The organism is Enterococcus casseliflavus, assembly GCF_029215545.1.
Classification (GTDB): Bacteria; Bacillota; Bacilli; order Lactobacillales; family Enterococcaceae; genus Enterococcus_D; species Enterococcus_D casseliflavus.
Genome location: NZ_CP119393.1, coordinates 2,157,375 through 2,174,250, shown reverse-complemented (window position 1 = coordinate 2,174,250; position 16,876 = coordinate 2,157,375). Strand labels below are relative to the sequence as shown.

The 16,876-nt window shown below is 42.1% G+C and carries 15 protein-coding genes; 11 read left to right on the top strand and 4 right to left on the bottom strand.

The window, feature by feature from the left end; translation table 11 throughout:
* Window positions 1-109 precede the first annotated feature (109 nt).
* Genes liaX through P0G38_RS10555 form a run of 3 tightly spaced genes read left to right on the top strand, consistent with a single transcriptional unit; the run spans window position 110 to window position 2,389 of the window.
* Window positions 110-1,672 carry a daptomycin-sensing surface protein LiaX gene (gene liaX / locus P0G38_RS10565; protein WP_074931614.1) on the top strand — a complete coding sequence of 521 codons (1,563 nt, stop codon included), beginning with the start codon at window positions 110-112 and terminating at the stop codon, window positions 1,670-1,672.
* Window positions 1,673-1,721: 49 nt separating this feature from the next.
* A complete protein-coding gene (locus P0G38_RS10560; protein WP_005225787.1) occupies window positions 1,722-2,030 on the top strand; it encodes a PspC domain-containing protein in 309 nt (102 codons plus the stop codon).
* On the top strand, window positions 2,030-2,389 hold the full coding sequence (locus tag P0G38_RS10555; protein ID WP_005225788.1) for a phage holin family protein: 360 nt from the start codon (window positions 2,030-2,032) through the stop codon (window positions 2,387-2,389). The genes P0G38_RS10560 and P0G38_RS10555 overlap by 1 nt, the downstream gene beginning before the upstream one ends.
* 62 nt (window positions 2,390-2,451) lie before the next feature.
* On the opposite strand, the gene P0G38_RS10550 is transcribed toward P0G38_RS10555, so the two are convergent.
* A complete protein-coding gene (locus P0G38_RS10550; RefSeq protein WP_086295090.1) occupies window positions 2,452-4,152 on the bottom strand; it encodes a M3 family oligoendopeptidase in 1,701 nt (566 codons plus the stop codon).
* A 157-nt stretch (window positions 4,153-4,309) separates the two neighbouring features.
* Here P0G38_RS10550 and hprK point away from each other — a divergent pair, with 157 nt between their 5' ends.
* The 6 genes from hprK to P0G38_RS10520 all read left to right on the top strand — a co-directional run bounded on the left by hprK (window position 4,310) and on the right by P0G38_RS10520 (window position 9,410).
* Window positions 4,310-5,245, top strand: coding sequence for an HPr(Ser) kinase/phosphatase (hprK, locus tag P0G38_RS10545; RefSeq protein ID WP_005235388.1), 936 nt, complete (start codon window positions 4,310-4,312; stop codon window positions 5,243-5,245).
* 14 nt (window positions 5,246-5,259) lie between these two features.
* A complete protein-coding gene (lgt, locus tag P0G38_RS10540) occupies window positions 5,260-6,090 on the top strand; it encodes a prolipoprotein diacylglyceryl transferase (protein WP_010748008.1) in 831 nt (276 codons plus the stop codon).
* 75 nt (window positions 6,091-6,165) lie between these two features.
* On the top strand, window positions 6,166-7,194 hold the full coding sequence (locus P0G38_RS10535; RefSeq protein ID WP_086295092.1) for an NAD(P)H-dependent glycerol-3-phosphate dehydrogenase: 1,029 nt from the start codon (window positions 6,166-6,168) through the stop codon (window positions 7,192-7,194).
* Window positions 7,195-7,211: 17 nt separating this feature from the next.
* Complete coding sequence (gene galU / locus P0G38_RS10530) at window positions 7,212-8,129, top strand: UTP--glucose-1-phosphate uridylyltransferase GalU (RefSeq protein WP_005225793.1); 918 nt, start codon at window positions 7,212-7,214, stop codon at window positions 8,127-8,129.
* Between the two features lie 160 nt (window positions 8,130-8,289).
* A complete protein-coding gene (locus tag P0G38_RS10525; protein ID WP_005235398.1) occupies window positions 8,290-8,715 on the top strand; it encodes a DUF948 domain-containing protein in 426 nt (141 codons plus the stop codon).
* Window positions 8,716-8,729: 14 nt separating this feature from the next.
* Complete coding sequence (locus P0G38_RS10520) at window positions 8,730-9,410, top strand: YtxH domain-containing protein (RefSeq protein WP_086295094.1); 681 nt, start codon at window positions 8,730-8,732, stop codon at window positions 9,408-9,410.
* Between the two features lie 83 nt (window positions 9,411-9,493).
* Here P0G38_RS10520 and P0G38_RS10515 read toward each other — a convergent pair whose 3' ends face one another.
* Together P0G38_RS10515 and P0G38_RS10510 are read right to left on the bottom strand one after the other, a co-directional pair.
* Window positions 9,494-10,372 carry an NAD-dependent epimerase/dehydratase family protein gene (locus P0G38_RS10515; protein ID WP_086295096.1) on the bottom strand — a complete coding sequence of 293 codons (879 nt, stop codon included), beginning with the start codon at window positions 10,370-10,372 and terminating at the stop codon, window positions 9,494-9,496.
* Between the two features lie 54 nt (window positions 10,373-10,426).
* Window positions 10,427-11,527: a M24 family metallopeptidase gene (locus P0G38_RS10510; protein ID WP_005225797.1), complete on the bottom strand. Its 1,101-nt coding sequence runs from the start codon at window positions 11,525-11,527 to the stop codon at window positions 10,427-10,429.
* 194 nt (window positions 11,528-11,721) lie between these two features.
* On the opposite strand from P0G38_RS10510, the gene ccpA reads away from it, so the two are divergent.
* On the top strand, window positions 11,722-12,720 hold the full coding sequence (gene ccpA / locus P0G38_RS10505) for a catabolite control protein A (protein ID WP_008378470.1): 999 nt from the start codon (window positions 11,722-11,724) through the stop codon (window positions 12,718-12,720).
* A 144-nt stretch (window positions 12,721-12,864) separates the two neighbouring features.
* Here the strand turns inward: ccpA and P0G38_RS10500 are convergent, their stop codons facing one another.
* Window positions 12,865-15,309, bottom strand: coding sequence for a transglycosylase domain-containing protein (locus P0G38_RS10500; protein WP_086295100.1), 2,445 nt, complete (start codon window positions 15,307-15,309; stop codon window positions 12,865-12,867).
* A 262-nt stretch (window positions 15,310-15,571) separates the two neighbouring features.
* Between P0G38_RS10500 and tyrS the strand changes: the two genes are divergently transcribed.
* A complete protein-coding gene (gene tyrS, locus P0G38_RS10495) occupies window positions 15,572-16,834 on the top strand; it encodes a tyrosine--tRNA ligase (RefSeq protein WP_010748012.1) in 1,263 nt (420 codons plus the stop codon).
* Window positions 16,835-16,876: the final 42 nt, after the last annotated feature.

The following is a 16,876-nucleotide window of genomic DNA, read 5'->3' as shown; positions in this document are numbered from 1 at the left end:
ATTGAGAAAAACTTGGTACTTAAGACCTATGACACTTTTGCAAAAACAAGGCATAATAGGTTCGTAAGCTAAACTTGCAATCACACATTTGCTGAAGGAGGCAATTTCCATGAACGAAAGAGAACGTATATTGGATCTAGTAAAAAAAGGTGTGCTTTCTACAGAAGAAGCCTTAGATTTACTAGAAGGTATGGCAAAAGCCAAAGACGAAAAACAAATTAACAAAGCTGCTGCTGAGGTAACCGCGGATAAGAATGCGACAAGCCCTTTTGATGATACTGAAAACGACGATGAGATGTTCACGTTTGACGGCGAAGAAAAACTTCGTCAAAACGAAGCGCAAGACAAAGAAAATCTTGAAAAGATTCTCGATGGTTTAGCAACGGAAGCCAACCAAGCATCTGCTGAGTTGGACGAAATCAATGCTGAAATTCTTGGCGTCAAAGAAGAATTAAAAGAAGCACAAGAAACACTGATGCAATTGAACACCAAAGAAGAGTTGGATCAATTGTCAGAAGATGAATTGGCTACGCGTCACGAAACAGAAGCGACCATTACTGCCTTGGAAGAAACCTTAGATGGTTTATCTGAAGAAAAAGCAGAATTGGAAGCAAAATTAAAAAATATTCGCAAAGACCAATGGTCTCAAACAAAAGAAAAAATTTCTCAAAAATTAGATATTCCAGAGGATTGGAAAGAGCAAGCGACTGACACCTTCAACCAAGTAAGTGAAAAAATGGTCGATGCCAGCACACACTTCGGACACTTCTTGAAGAAAACGGTTCGGGCAGTGACAGAGTCAGTCAATGACAACATGGAATGGAAAGACATCAACTTGAAAGTTCCTGGTGTTGCAGCGACAAAATTTGAGCACACATTCAGCTATGATGAAACGGCAGCGACATTAATCGATGTGAAATTGGCAAACGGCAATGTTTCCTTCCAATTATGGGATGAACCAGGTGTCAAAGTAGATGCCAAAATCAAACTATATGGTAAAATGGATGCGGCGGAGCCTTTCGATGCTTTTGAAGCAAGAAGCCAAATCAATGTCGATGATGAACGCATCTCTTTCCAAATTCCCAACAAACGCATTCGTGCCGATCTCGTTTTCTACTTGCCAAAACGGACCTATGATCATGTGGCAGTGAAATTGTTGAACGGCAATGTTACATTCAATGAATTGGATGCGAAAGATGTCTATACAAAATCAACAAACGGCAATATCGATTTCCGCAAAGTAAACGCATCGATGTTAGAGATTGAAGGCGTGAATGGAACGATCACTGTTCAAGAGGGTGAGATTTTAGATGCCATTATCGAAACGGTGAACGGCGACGTTACGTTGACAGCAACGCCACAAAATACCGGCATTTCTTTAGTTAACGGCAATATCCGTGTGACCTACAAAGAAGAAACGGTCCAAAAATTAAACGCCAGCTCTGTAAATGGGAATGTCAAAGTAGCATTACCGACAGGAATCGGTTTTGAAGGGATCGCAAAAACAAGTTTAGGTAGCATCAACAATCGTTTAAGCGAGATGGAAGTTGTGCGTGAGAAAAAAGAACGCCTAAACCAACTATTGCAATTCCGTCGGGTTGCCGATAAAGTCGCTCAAATCGATCTATCCACAACAACAGGAAATGTCTTTATCAAAGATACAGACAAATAAGAATCGCTGGGTTTACACTCATTAAAGAAAAGAAGGAAGGTGTAGATAAATGAACAAAAAATTAACAAAATCAGCCAATAACGTTGTCATTACAGGTACTCTAGGGGGTCTGGCAGAATACTTGCGAATCGATCCAACCATCGTTCGCGTGATCTATGTCTTTCTATCTTTAGTGACTGCTGGGTTCCCTGGAATCACTTTATATATCATCATGGCGGTCTTGATTCCTTCAGGACGCAAGAGCACCTCAGGATATGGTCACGACAATCACTACTACAAACAAAACAAATACAATGAAGCAAATCGTCCCCGTAAAGAAGCGGAAAAGGTGGAGGATGAGGACTGGAGTGACTTCTAGTGTCTTATTTTCAACGGCTTATCATGAATACACTGACGTTTGTCACATTGGCGGTTCTATTACCAAATATGATCCACGTTCAAAGCATTATGACTGCAGTGATCGCCAGTTTCGTACTGTCGATCCTGAATGCTTTGATTAAACCAATTTTGATCGTCATTTCATTTCCATTGACTTTACTGACGCTTGGGTTTTTCACCTTTGTGATCAATGCGCTCATGCTGAATTTGACTTCATATTTTGTTGGGTCAGCCAACTTCGGCTTTTCCTCGTTTGGGGCTGCTTTATTAGTGGCACTGATCATGTCAGTGATCAATATGATCGTGACCGAACACCATATCGAAAAATATTCACGTTAAAAAGACGTTTCACGTTTTCTCCCACTAGCTATCAAGCTAGTGGAGAAACGGAAACGTCTTTTTTAGTTTAACTGTTCTTCTTTGATAGCAGCAAGGTACGTATCTACTGCCTGTAACGTCTCATCAAGCGCCCCTTTTTCAAAAGGTGAACGCAAATGAGCAAGAGACAGGATCTCAAGGAATGTTTTCGTGCCGCCGACTTCGCAGATGGCCAAATAATCTTGCCAAGCGGTTTCGTCTTTTGCCACGATGAATCGATACCAAAATTGGAACGCACACACTTGCGCCAATGTATAATCGATATAATAGAAAGGTGATTCAAAAATATGCCCTTGTCTAAACCAATACAAGCCACGATCAAGGTCTGGATATTCTGAATAATCCCGTTCTGGGCAATATTGGCGCTCTAATTCCCGCCAACGGGCTTTGCGCTGTGCTGGTGACCATTCGGGATGCTCATAAACATCTTGTTGGAAGTGATCCACTAAAACGCCATAAGGCAGAAATTGCAGGCTACTAGCAAGATGCGCAAATTTGTATTTTTCTGTTTCTTCTTCAAAAAAAGCATCCATCCATGGCCAGGCGATAAACTCCATCGACATTGAATGGATCTCGCAAGACTCATAATTGGGAAAGAGAATTTCCGGTTCTTTGATCCAACGAGAGCGAAAGGCTTGAAACGCGTGGCCAGCTTCGTGGGTCAAAACATCGACATCGCCAGAAGTGCCGTTAAAGTTGGCAAAGATAAATGGCGATTGATAGTCTTGGATAAACGTACAATAGCCGCCAGATTGTTTGCCTTTTTTGCTTAGTAGATCAAGTAGGTCATGCTCGACCATAAAATCAAAAAATTCGCCAGTTTCAGGGGATAGTTCCTGATACATCACACGGGCTTTTTCTACTAGTTCTTCAGGAGTTCCTTTAGGCTCTGCGTTACCACTAGGATAAACAAGCGGCAGGTCGGTAAAGGTTGCCTGAGTTAATTGATTACGCTGCGCCTGTCTTTGGTACAGTTTTTGGGTAATTGGGACGACTTTTTCTAAAATTTCCCGACGATAGGTCTCGATCATTGAACGATCATAGTCCCAACGATTCATTTGGGTATCCGCAAAGGCAACATAATTTTCAAAGCCGAGCTTGTGGGCGATCTCGGTACGAACCTTGACCATCTCGTCATAAATTTGATCAAAACGGTCTTCATTTTCCGTGAAGAAAGCCGTTTGTTTTTCAAACGCTTCTTTTCGAACACCGCGATCTTTGTTTTCGGTAAATGGTCGCAGTTGTGCGAGGGTATAGGTTTCTCCTTGGAAGTCGATTTGGGCAGAAGCGACCAATTTGCTGTAATCGGAAGCCAATTGGTTTTCTTTTTGAAATAATTCGATCAAGGCCTTATCAAAAAGCTTCACACGGCTTTCGGCAAATAAAAAAAGTGTTTCTGGATATTCGGCTTTTAATTCATCTAAGACAGGTGAAGCCAGGAGCGCTTGATAGAATTGAAAATCCAGAGCTTCAAAATGAGGCTGGTATTCATTCCAAAAGGTGTCTTCTGCTTCATAAAAGGCATCGTTGGTATCGATCGAATAGCGGATCGAAGCCAAGTTCATTGCGGTATCGATCGTTCCTCTTAGTTCGTTCAAAGCATCAAGGGCTTGCTTCGCCTCCGAGAAGGTATTGGCTGACTGAAGGTTTGCTAATGCTTTTTTGAATGTTTCTTGATAAACTGGAAAATCAGGGCGTTGATACTTGTATGCTGAAAATTTCATTAAAAATCCCTCCTTAGTAAAATAATAACACAAACGAAAAAGAATGAGGACTTCTATTGGCGAAGGTAGTAACTTTACTGATAGAATGATAAAATAGAACCAGAGTGTCGTTTACAAGAAGCAACGGCAAGAATCATTGAGAAAAGAGGGAAAACCTATGGCAGAAACCGTCAAAGTCAGCGAGCTGGCGGAGGCTTTAAATTTAGAGATAGTGGAAGGAACTGAAAACAGTTTAGAAAGAGAAATCATTACCGGCGATATTTCCCGACCTGGTTTGGAATTGACGGGTTATTTTAATTACTATTCCCATGATCGTCTGCAATTATTCGGCAGCAAAGAGATCACCTTTGCGGAACGAATGATGCCAGAAGAACGCTTGATGGTGATGCGCAAAATGTGTGCCGATGATACACCGGGATTTATTGTTTCTCGCGGCTTGGAAGTACCAGCAGAAATGATTCAAGCCTGCAAAGAACACGAGATTACGATTCTACGTTCGCCCATCTCAACGTCACGTCTGCAAGGAGAGCTTTCTAGTTTTCTCGATGGGCGTTTAGCAACAAGAACCAGTGTCCATGGAGTATTAGTGGATGTCTATGGTTTGGGCGTTTTGATCCAAGGCGATAGTGGAATTGGTAAAAGCGAAACAGCCTTAGAGTTGATCAAACGTGGGCATCGGTTGATCGCTGACGACCGTGTGGATGTGTATAAGCAAGATGAATTGACTTTGGTAGGGGAACCGCCGAAAATCTTGCAGCACTTGATCGAGATCCGCGGGATCGGGATCATCGATGTCATGAATCTTTTTGGTGCCAGTGCCGTACGCGGATATATGCAGGTTCAAGTAGCAGTGTATTTAGAAGCTTGGGCGAAAGACAAAAAGTATGACCGACTAGGAACCGATGATACGACGGTTGAAATTGGTGGCGTCGATGTACCACAAATCAAGATCCCCGTAAAAACTGGACGAAATGTTGCGATCATTATCGAAGTCGCTGCCATGAATTTCCGAGCGAAAACGATGGGCTACGATGCAACGAAGACCTTTGAAAATCGATTGACGCAATTGATCGAAGAAAATTCTGGAAACTAGAGAGGATAAGATAGATGTTAGGTTTAGTAAATCGAGTCGCATTTGAACTATTTGGTTTGCCGATTTATTGGTATGCGATCATTATCGTATCAGGCGTGATCATTGCTATGTGGTTAAGCACGAGAGAGGCGGTTCGTGTCGGGCTCAAGCCAGATGATGTGACTGATTTTATGTTGATTGGATTGCCAGTAGCGATCATTGGTGCGCGGCTTTATTATATTCTGTTTGACTTGCAATACTACATTGATGACCCAAGTCAAATTTTCAATATTCGCTCTGGTGGGATCGCGATCTACGGCGCACTGATCGCCGGGGGGATCTGGCTATACTTTTTCTGCCAACGAAATTTTATTTCTCCCTGGACCTTCTTAGACATCGCCGCACCAAGTGTCTTATTGGCACAAGGCATCGGGCGTTGGGGCAACTTTATGAACCATGAAGCATTTGGCGCTGAAGTCAGCCGCTCCTTCTTAGAAAGTTTGTATATACCGAAATTTATTATCGATAATATGTATATTGATGAAGCGTATCGGCAGCCGACCTTTCTTTATGAATCGGTTTGGAACGTGATTGGATTTATCGTTTTGATCTTCTTGCGTAAGAAAACTGGGTTATTAAAAGAAGGCGAAGTCTTCTTGAGCTACTTGATTTGGTATGGATTCGGGCGCTTCTTTATTGAAGGAATGCGTACCGATAGTTTATACTTATTTGGTGGAATCCGTGTGTCACAGGCACTTTCCGCTTTATTGTTCTTCGGAGCGATCGCTTTAATGATCTGGCGCAGGAAAAAACAAGCGTTAAAGGATTACAACCGCAGCTTTGGTAAGAACCAAGCGATTATCTAAACAGTTATTTTATCGAAATTATGGTAAAATGATGAAGTGCATGAATTTGCGAAAAGGATAGAGGAGGTTTCCATAGTGAAACAGAAAATCGCCGTCTTAGGTCCCGGATCATGGGGGACTGCTTTGGCACAAGTCTTGTCTGAAAATGGACATGAAGTGACTATTTGGGGGAACAATCCCGCCCAAATCGATGAAATCAATACGTATCATACGAATCGGCATTATTTGCCAGATTTAAAATTACCTGAAAATATCTTAGGCTGTAAAGATTTAGAAGAGGCGATCCAAGATGCCGATGCCGTTTTGTTTGTCGTACCAACCAAAGCGATTCGTGCCGTGGCACAAGAATTCACTAAGAAAACAACTGGCAAGCCAGTCATTATCCATGCCTCAAAAGGGTTAGAACAAGGCAGTCATAAACGAATCTCAGAAGTACTTGCCGAAGAGATCCCAGCTGATAAACGGCAAGAAATCGTTGTCTTGTCAGGACCATCTCATGCGGAAGAAGTCGCTGTCCATGATATCACCACGATTACGGCAGCTTCAGAAAATGAAGCGGCTGCTAAGTATGTACAAGAGCTATTTATGAATGATTACTTTAGAATCTACACGAATAACGATGTGATCGGTGTCGAAACTGGCGCCGCTTTGAAAAACATCATCGCCATTGGTGCCGGTGCTATCGCAGGACTTGGCTTTGGGGATGATGCGAAGGCAGCGATCATGACCCGTGGGTTAGCAGAAATCAGTCGTCTTGGTGTGGCAATGGGTGCCAATCCTTTAACCTTTATCGGATTGAGTGGGGTTGGCGATTTGATCGTCACTTGTACCAGTGTCCATTCACGGAATTGGCGTGCAGGAAACCTATTAGGAAAAGGCCATAGCTTAGATGAAGTATTAGACAATATGGGGATGATCGTTGAAGGAGTTTCAACCACAAAAGCTGCCCGCGAATTAGCAGAAGCTTTGTCGGTGGAAATGCCAATCACAGAAACGATTTATTCGGTCTTGTATGAAGGCAAAGACATCAAGCAAGCAGCGAAAGATATTATGCTGCGAGACGGCAAAGAAGAAAACGAATTTTCGGTAGATCAATCATTATGATTAAAGGAGCGAGTCACATGAATGTTAAAAAAGCAGTTATCCCAGCAGCTGGTCTAGGTACCCGATTTTTACCAGCTACAAAGGCAATGGCAAAAGAAATGTTGCCGATCGTTGACAAACCAACGATCCAGTTTATCGTGGAAGAAGCTTTACAATCAGGGATCGAAGATATTTTGATCGTCACAGGGAAAGCAAAGCGTCCGATCGAAGACCATTTCGATGCCAATTTAGAATTAGAGATGAATCTAAAAGAAAAAGGCAAAACGGAGCTTTTGAAATTAGTGGAAGAAACAACTGACGTAAATCTTCACTTCATTCGCCAATCTCATCCGAAAGGATTAGGCCATGCCGTATTACAGGCTCGGGCATTTGTCGGAAATGAACCGTTCGTAGTTATGCTAGGTGATGACTTGATGGAAGATCAAGTACCGTTGACCAAACAGCTGATCGATAATTATGAAAAAACGCATGCATCAACGATCGCTGTCATGGATGTTCCTCATGAAGATACATCAAAATACGGGATCATTGATCCTGGTATGGAAGTTGAAAAAGGCTTGTTCAATGTCAAAAACTTTGTTGAAAAACCAGCGCCAGAAAATGCGCCAAGTGATTTAGCAATTATTGGCCGCTACTTGCTGACCCCTGAAATTTTTGATATTTTAGCCAATCAAGAACCAGGTGCTGGTGGCGAGATCCAATTGACGGATGCCATCGACACATTAAATAAAACCCAACGCGTGTTTGCTCATCAATTTACCGGCAAGCGTTACGATGTTGGAGACAAATTCGGTTTCTTAAAAACAAGTATCGAGTATGGTCTAGTGCACCCTGAAGTCAAAGACAGCTTGAAAGAGTATTTGATCGAGTTAGGAAAAGAACTAGCTCCGGCTCAAAAAGAAGTCAAAGAAGCACCGAAAGCGTCAAAAAAATAACAAAAACTCCTAAACAAGGCGATTTCTGATGAAATTGCTTTGTTTTTTTATTATTTCTCGTTGAAAGCGGATAATTTTCTTAAAAATGCAGTCTTTTATTTGTAGAAAGTGCAGTGAAATGCTATTCTTAATATAAGTAAATGGGGAAAGGAGCCATTCTATGTCAGGAGGAGAACTAGCTGCATTGATTGCTGCGATTGCATTTGTCGTATTGGTCATTTTCGTCGTTCGTTTGTTGATGCAAGTCAGCAAGACAATGACCAAAGTAGACAAAACGGTCGAAGAAGCAAACACAACCATCCGTGTCATTACCAAAGACGTTGATATTCTCTCAAAAGAGGTTGAAGGTCTATTGGTAAAAACGAATGAGCTTTTACAAGATGTGAACGGAAAAGTCGCAACCATCGATCCTTTGTTCACAGCAGTTGCAGATCTAAGTACCAGTGTTTCAGAACTAAATGTTTCTGGAAAAAATTTAATTACGCGCGTGGGTAGTCTTGGCCGGACCACTGCCAAAGCAACGGTAGCTGGAAAAGTCGGTCAAACAGCCATGAAATTTTTCAAAGACAAAAATAACCAAAAATAAAAGGAGGACTTTCAATGAGTAAAAAAGGCGGATTTTTATTAGGAGCAATCATCGGAGGAACAGCGGCAGCAGCAGCAGCACTTTTGTTGGCGCCAGAATCTGGTAAAACATTAAGAAATAAATTAGCAAAACAAGCAGACGATTTATTAGATAAAGCATCTGATTATGGTGATTTAGCCAAAGAAAGAAGTACGGATCTTGTCGATATCGCTAAAGATAAAGCGGCAAAACTAAGCGAGCAAGCATCTGACTTCACCGGTTCTTTAACAGCGAAAGTCGATGACTTAAAAGAAACAGCAGCTGGTTCATCAGAAGAAACCGTTGAAGAGTTAAAGAAACAAGCAGGTGATCTATCAGAACGCTTCAAAAAATCAGCGAACGAGGTCAAAGAATCAGCGAAAGATGCCAAAGTAGACGCTGATGACACGATGCAAGATATCATCATTGATGCAAAATCTTCTGCAGCGGATATGAAACAAACCGTCAAAGAAGGAGCACAAGAAGCAAAACCTGTAGTTGAAGAAGCCAAAAAAGACGGTCAAGCAGCCGCAGCTGATTTGAAAAAAGAAGCTGGAAAAGCAGCAGATGATGCCAAAAAAACAGCGAAAGCAGAAACAAAAGATGCCAAAGCTGACTTAGAAGATGCGAAAGAAGAATTAAAAGATACATTAGAAAAAAACAATCCTGAAGCATAAGTAAGGATACCAAAATTTGATTACTTCAAAAGATAAAAACGTTCGCCAGTTAAATCGGCGAACGTTTTTTGTGATTTTGGTAGTTATTCGTTTGATGCTTGGGTGATTTCCCAATCGCAAAGTTGATAGAGCCAATCCTGCAGGTGACTGAATGGAAAGCCAATTTCCTCAGCGAGACCAACATTGATCGAATAAGCAGGTGTACCATTATAAGGGCCTTGATCGCCTGTTTCTGAAAAGAGCGGGGAAAGACCGGTTTTTTTCGTTACGTATTGCAGCACTTCTTCTAAGGAAACTGTACCTTTTGACGCACCATTGATGGGGCCTGTGAACGAGCTAGTGCCTAGAAACGCTAAAAATTTACCAGCTTCTTGGGCATCCACAAAGCCCATTTGATGCGTTAGATTATCGACAGCCATTGGCTTTTGCTTTATCAGATGGTCAATGTAAAAGGTAAAACGTTTTGTGTAATCATCTGCACCGATCACATAAGGAAAGCGGACAAAAACGGACGGGATCTGACTGTATTTTTGGGTCAGGATCTCTTCCACGGTTCGCTTGCCTTGTGCATAATCGACCTCCTCAGAGCTGACCAGTCTGAAGGGTTCTTTAGCAGGGTCAAAATCCGCTTCAATCAAATCGAAGTGTAATTCATGATACGCAGACATTGAGCTAGTAACGATGTAGCGCTTGGGTGTGACATGACGCAGTAGAATCTCAATGTCGTTAGAAGTATAAGCAATATTGTCGTAAATGACCTCATAGGTTTCTTTTGTCAATGCCGTTTTGATACTTTCTTCGTCCGTACGATCGAAGATGATTCTGTTGACTTGATCGCCAAAGGAATCTTTCGTGTTCCCTCGGGTAGCGATCGTCACGTCCAATCCTTGATCAATTAGTGATTGGACCAAATATTTACCGAAAAAACGTGTGCCGCCTAAAACCAACACTTTTTTACTCATAAGAACACTCCTTTTCATGTAATGCCAACATGTTGCGCCGTTTCATTAGGAAAATCAAGATAAGATCAATAATTCTTTTGCTGTTTTGGTAAAAGGTACACAGCCATCTGCTGTGACATACACACAGTCTTCAATGCGGACACCGACCTGATCTGGTAAATAAATGCCCGGTTCGATAGAGAAGCACATGCCTTCTTCGATCACTAAATCATTGCCAGTGATCAAAGAGGGGAACTCATGAACCGTGGTCCCGATGCCGTGACCTAGACGATGGTTAAAGTAATCGCCGTAGCCATAGCCAGTAATCACATCACGAGCGATCTTGTCTAATTCTCCAGCAGTGATCCCAGGTTTGACCGCAGCTTGCGCTGCTAATTCTGCTTCAAGAACGATGTCATAAATTTTTCTTTGTAATGCAGTCGGTTCTTTATAGGCGACCGTTCTGGTTGCATCACTGCAATATCCCTTCCAAACGACCCCTAGGTCAAACAAGACAAGTTCATTGGCAGTAACTTTGCGGTCACCAGGTACGCCATGAGGACTTGCTGCATTGGCACCAGCTAACACCGTCGTATCGAAGGACATATGGGAAACCCCACGCTTTTTCAACTCGTACTCAATTTCCGCCACGATTGCCATTTCGCTGACGCCTTCTTTGATGGCAGCAAACCCAATCTCAAAAGCAACATCTGCCCAGTTGCCAGCTTCTAGCAAGGTGTCAATTTCAGCAGCCGTTTTGGTTAACTGCATTTTTTGAATGACCGGAGTCACATCTAAAGAAAAATCGGTCTGTGGCAAAAACCGTTTCAATGCTTCATAGCGCTCGACGGAAAGGTCATTTTTTTCTAGTGCCAAGGAAGAAACTTGGTAACGAGAGGTCAGTTCCTGACAGATTTTCGCCCAAGGGTCTTCGCTATCGAGATAACCGATAATGTCAAAGGGCCAGCCACTATTTTTTGCTTCTTCTACTTCCAGAGCTGGTGTGAAAAGAAAGGGATCTTTTCCAGGTGCGACAAACAAAGCAAGGACCCGTTCATGAGGTTCACTTTTAAAACCTGAAAAATAAGCGATTGTTGCTGGATTAGAAATATAGGCAACATCTGCGCCATTGGTTTTCAACCAGCCATTTAACTCATTGATTTTTTTATCATTCATTTGAAAAAACCTTCTTTCAAGTATTCTTTTTCTATTTTATCATGCTTTAGAAGAGAATAGGGGCGGGGAAAGTAGGAAATTGCTAAGTTTTCATGAAAACAAAATTAAAACGGTTGCAAATACGGAAAAAATTTGCTATCCTAACAAAGAAATGTAAATAAGATTTTCTGAAAATAGAATAAGGGAGATATATCATGGAAAAACAAACAATTACGATTTATGATGTTGCACGGGAAGCGAATGTATCGATGGCAACTGTTTCACGGGTAGTCAACGGAAATCCAAATGTAAAACCAGCAACTCGTAAGAAAGTGCTGGAAGTGATCGACCGCTTGGATTATCGTCCAAACGCAGTTGCTCGAGGGTTGGCAAGTAAAAAGACCACGACTGTTGGTGTCATCATTCCTGATGTCAGCAATATGTTCTTCTCATCACTTGCTCGTGGGATCGATGATGTAGCGACCATGTATAAATACAATATCATCTTAGCCAACTCTGATGGCGATACAATGAAAGAAGTCAACGTTTTGAACAACTTGTTAGCAAAACAAGTGGACGGCGTTATCTTCATGGGTCATCGCATCACGGATGAAATTCGCGGAGAATTCTCTCGCTCAAAAACACCAGTCGTTTTAGCTGGTTCGATCGATCCTGATGAACAAGTAGGAAGCGTCAATATCGATTACACAGCAGCTGCCAAAGATGCTGTTTCATTATTGGCGAAAAACAATCAAAAAATCGCTTTTGTCAGCGGTGCTTTGATCGATCCAATCAATGGCCAAAACCGCTTGAAAGGCTATAAAGAAGCCTTGAAAGAAAACAACCTTGACTATTCTGAAGGGTTGATCTTCGAATCACCATACAGCTTTAAAGAAGGCTTAGCCTTAGTTGATCGCATCATCAACAGTGGTGCAACAGCAGCTTATGTCACAGACGATGAGTTAGCCATCGGCGTCTTAGATGGTTTGTTAGACAAAGGTGTTAAAGTTCCTGAAGATTTCGAGATCATCACCAGCAACAATTCATTATTGGCTGAAGCAGCTCGTCCACGCTTATCAAGTGTGACGCAACCATTGTATGATATGGGTGCCGTTGCGATGCGTCTATTGACAAAAATGATGAACAAAGAAGATGTAGAACAAAAAACGATCGTCTTGCCTTACGGTATTTCAGAAAAAAGCTCTACGAAATAAGCAACGATTTGATCAAACGATAAGTGGAACAACGCCTTGTTGTTCCACTTTTTGCTTCAACGATCGTTCGTGTGAGGAGAAAATCTATGGATTTTCTCCTCACACTTTTTTTTTGCATAAAAAAACTGATCAGCACAAGGCTGATCAGTCATCATCATTGTTAGTATTTTGTTGATTATTGTCTTGCTGTTCCTCATCGTCATCCTCATCATTTGCCGTAGGTGTAACATTGTTGGATCCGTTATTCGATGATGTATTCGACGAACGATTGGTTGAACGGCTAGAAGATGCTTTTTTCCAATAGTCAGCATAGTTTGCATCTGAACCACCGAGCCCAAATTTGAAATCGACCGTATCAGGTCCACCAGTGGCCCAATACGAAGTAACGGTACTGCTTGGATTGGTATAGGTTCGATTATCGACTCGCACGGTTCCTCCTGGTTGGGTACCAGTAAACTTGGAAACTTGAGCTTTTTTGACATCACTAGAAAGTTCAAACTTCTGATTCACACCAAAGACTTCTTGGTTTGTTTGATAAATACGATTGATCAAGTAAGCCATATAGTTGGCTGTCCGAGTTCCTGCAGCGCTATCGGTCCCTTTATTGTCATCTCGACCTGACCAGCTGCTGATGGTGATCGATGGGGTGGAGACGACTAGCCAAGAGTCCGACCAGTTGTTGGTGGAACCAGTTTTTCCGACCCAATCGGCATTTCCGAGGTTCCAATCCAATCCGCTGATAACCGATTTAAAGGAACTGGTTTTTTGCTCATCGATGACACTACGCATCATGTCGGTCATGATGGAAGCCGTCGCTTCTGAAAAGACTTGGACAGGTTTGGCTTCATGCTGGTAAAGCACTTCGCCTTCATTGTCTTTGATTGATTCGATGATGTAGCCTTGCTGATAAACACCATTATTGGCAAATGTTTGGAAGCCATTCGTTTGATTCAAGACTGTGACATCGGTAACCCCTAATGGCGCTGATTCATACGCCCAGCTATTATCTTCGGGATAGCCCATTTTGCTTAAATAATTTGTGTAGGCATAAAAATGATCGCCTTCTTTTTCCCAAAGATCTTGGAAAATATTTGTCGCTGCGATATTACTGGAAACCTCCAATGATTCACGAATCGACATGAAGGTATTGGTTCCACGGTTTGTGGCATTGACGATCGGCTCACCGGCGTTTTCTCCTGTCCGCCATTTTGCGGCATAGTCAGAAACCATCGATTCAGAGCCCATTAAGCCACTTTCGATCGCCGGTCCGTAAACCAGCATGGGTTTGATACTTGAACCTGCTTGGCGTTTGGCATCAAAGGCATGGTTGAATTGATTGTCAGCATAGTTACGACCGCCAATAAAGCCTAGTACTTTCCCAGTGGCGTTGTCCATCATGACATTGCCGACTTCGATGGTGGAGTCACCCCAGTTGTCTAGCATATAGCCGTATTTGTCGACGGCATCTTGCATCGCATTATAAATATCTTTATCGATCGTTGATGTGACGGTATAGCCGCCATTAACAAGTTTTTGCTGCGCCAATTCGAAGTATTTTTGATAGGTTTCATCTTTGGCATATTCTTCGTCACTGACATCATCTTCATCTGCCAGCTGTTTGGCAATAATGTCTTTTGCTTCATTTAACACAGTGTAATAAAGGAAACTTTGATCCGTTTGTTCAATGGCTTCTTGTTTTTTGAAGTCTTGCTTCAAGTCATAATTAAGCGCCTCTTCGTATTCCTCTTTCGTAATATCGTGGTTACGATACATACTGAAGAGCACGAAGTCTTTCCGTTCTAAGCCAGCGGTCAAGTTTTCCTTGATCTCACCCGTATTTGTATATGGGCTGTAGACGATCGGGCTTTGTGGCAGACCCGCAATAAAGGCTGCTTGTGGTAAAGATAGGTCAGCTGCGTTGACGCCAAAAATTCCTTGCGCCGCTTCTTGCACACCTGCGATATTTTGCCCTTTATTGTTCCGACCGAAAGGGGAGATGTTTAGATACATGGTGACGATCTCATCTTTATCGAAAAATTTCTCCACTTCCATGGCTAATAAAATCTCATTGGCTTTGCGTTTGAAGGTCGTTTCACTGGAAAGGATTTGTTGTTTTACCAGCTGCTGGGTCAAAGTGGAACCCCCGCTGCCGCCAAAGCCTGTCGCTTCTGATAATAATGCCCGCACGACTGCTTTTGGTACGACCCCATTATGAATATTAAAATATTCGTCCTCTGTTGCGATGATCGCTTTTTTCAAATAATCTGAAATTTGATCGGAATTAACCGACGTTCGCATTAGATCCGAGCGAATCGTTGCGATTTTGCTGCCATCAGCGTATGCGAGTTGAGAAGTCTCTGTGATGTCGGTCAATTCTTTTTGTAACTCATCTTTAGAAGGAGCTGCGGTATCTTCCACAAGAAAAGCAAAGTAGCCGGCACCGATCCCTAAGGCTAAAGAACCGCCTAGAACCAGCAAAGAAATAGCAACTAAGAACAAGGCATGTAAAACCCTAAGACTGATGTTGAAATAGAACCAGCCTCTATTTTTGTTTTCTGTATTCTTTTGATTTTTCGTTTTCTGGGACAAAAAGAGTCACCTCAATAAATTAGAATAGATTCCGTGTAATTATAGCAAAAAACAAGGCGCTTGGGTAGCACCCTATCTGTTATCGAAAGAAGTGTGCGAGAAAATGCCAGTTGGTGTTTGTATTGAACCAGCGATAATAAAGGAAAATGAACGGATTTACCTAAAAGTTTCTTTTTTGGTAAAGGACTTTGAGAGAAAGACTTTTCATTGACCTCTTTTTCAGTTAAGATGAACAATGAAGCAATTATTAGGAGGAGAAAGAATGAGTACAGACTTTTTTGAAGAGCTAAAGCAACGCGGATTAGTTCATCAGACCACAGACGAAGCAGCCTTGACCAAACAATTAAATGAAGAGTCTGTGAAACTATATATCGGCTTTGATCCTACCGCAGATAGCCTGCATATTGGTCATTTATTGCCTATTTTGATGTTGCGTCGTTTCCAACAAAACGGACATGTGCCGATCGCATTAGTAGGCGGTGGTACCGGAATGATCGGTGACCCATCCTTTAAAGATCAAGAACGTCAATTAAACACACTAGATACCGTTCTAGAATGGTCACAAAGTATCAAGAGCCAATTATCTCGCTTCATTGATTTTGATGACCAAGAAAATCCTGCCATCATTGCCAATAACTATGAGTGGCTAGGGGAATTGAAACTGATTGATTTCTTGCGCGACACTGGGAAAAACTTTACCATCAATTACATGATGAGCAAAGAAAGTGTCAAACGTCGGATCGAAACTGGGATCTCCTACACGGAATTTGCATACCAGCTATTACAAGCCTATGACTTTTTGAATCTTTACGACAACCACGGTTGCTTGTTGCAATTAGGCGGTAGCGATCAATGGGGGAATATCACCTCTGGGATCGAATTATTACGTCGTGAGCGTGAAGTCCAAGGGTTCGGTTTGACTATGCCATTGATCACAAAAGCAGATGGAACGAAATTTGGGAAAACAGAAGGCAATGCGGTTTGGCTAGATGCCAAGAAAACGACGCCTTACGAGTTCTACCAATTCTGGATCAATACGGATGATCGTGATGCAGTCAAATTCTTGAAATATTTCACCTTCTTATCATTAGAAGAAATCGCTGCGATCGAAGCAGAATTTAACGCTGCACCAGAATCTCGAGCAGCACAAAAAGCTTTGGCAAAAGAAGTCACTACTTTGGTTCATGGGGCAGAGGCTTATGAACAAGCCGTACGCATCTCAGCAAGTTTATTCAGTGGCAATATCAAAGAATTGAACGCTGAAGAGATCGAACAAGGCTTCAAAGGGGTGCCAAGCCATCAGGTAACAGCAGATGATTCTTTGAACATCGTTGAAGTGTTGACGACTGCTAAAATCGAACCATCAAAACGTCAAGCAAGAGAAGACGTTCAAAATGGTGCCATCTACATCAATGGGGAACGCGTCCAAGACCTAACGTACGAGCTCCAAGCAAGTGATCGGATCGGTGGAAAATACGTCGTGATTCGTCGTGGCAAGAAAAAATATTTCTTATTAACATTTTAATCGCAAAAAGCGAACCGCCTTGTTGGTTCGCTTTTTTCAAAT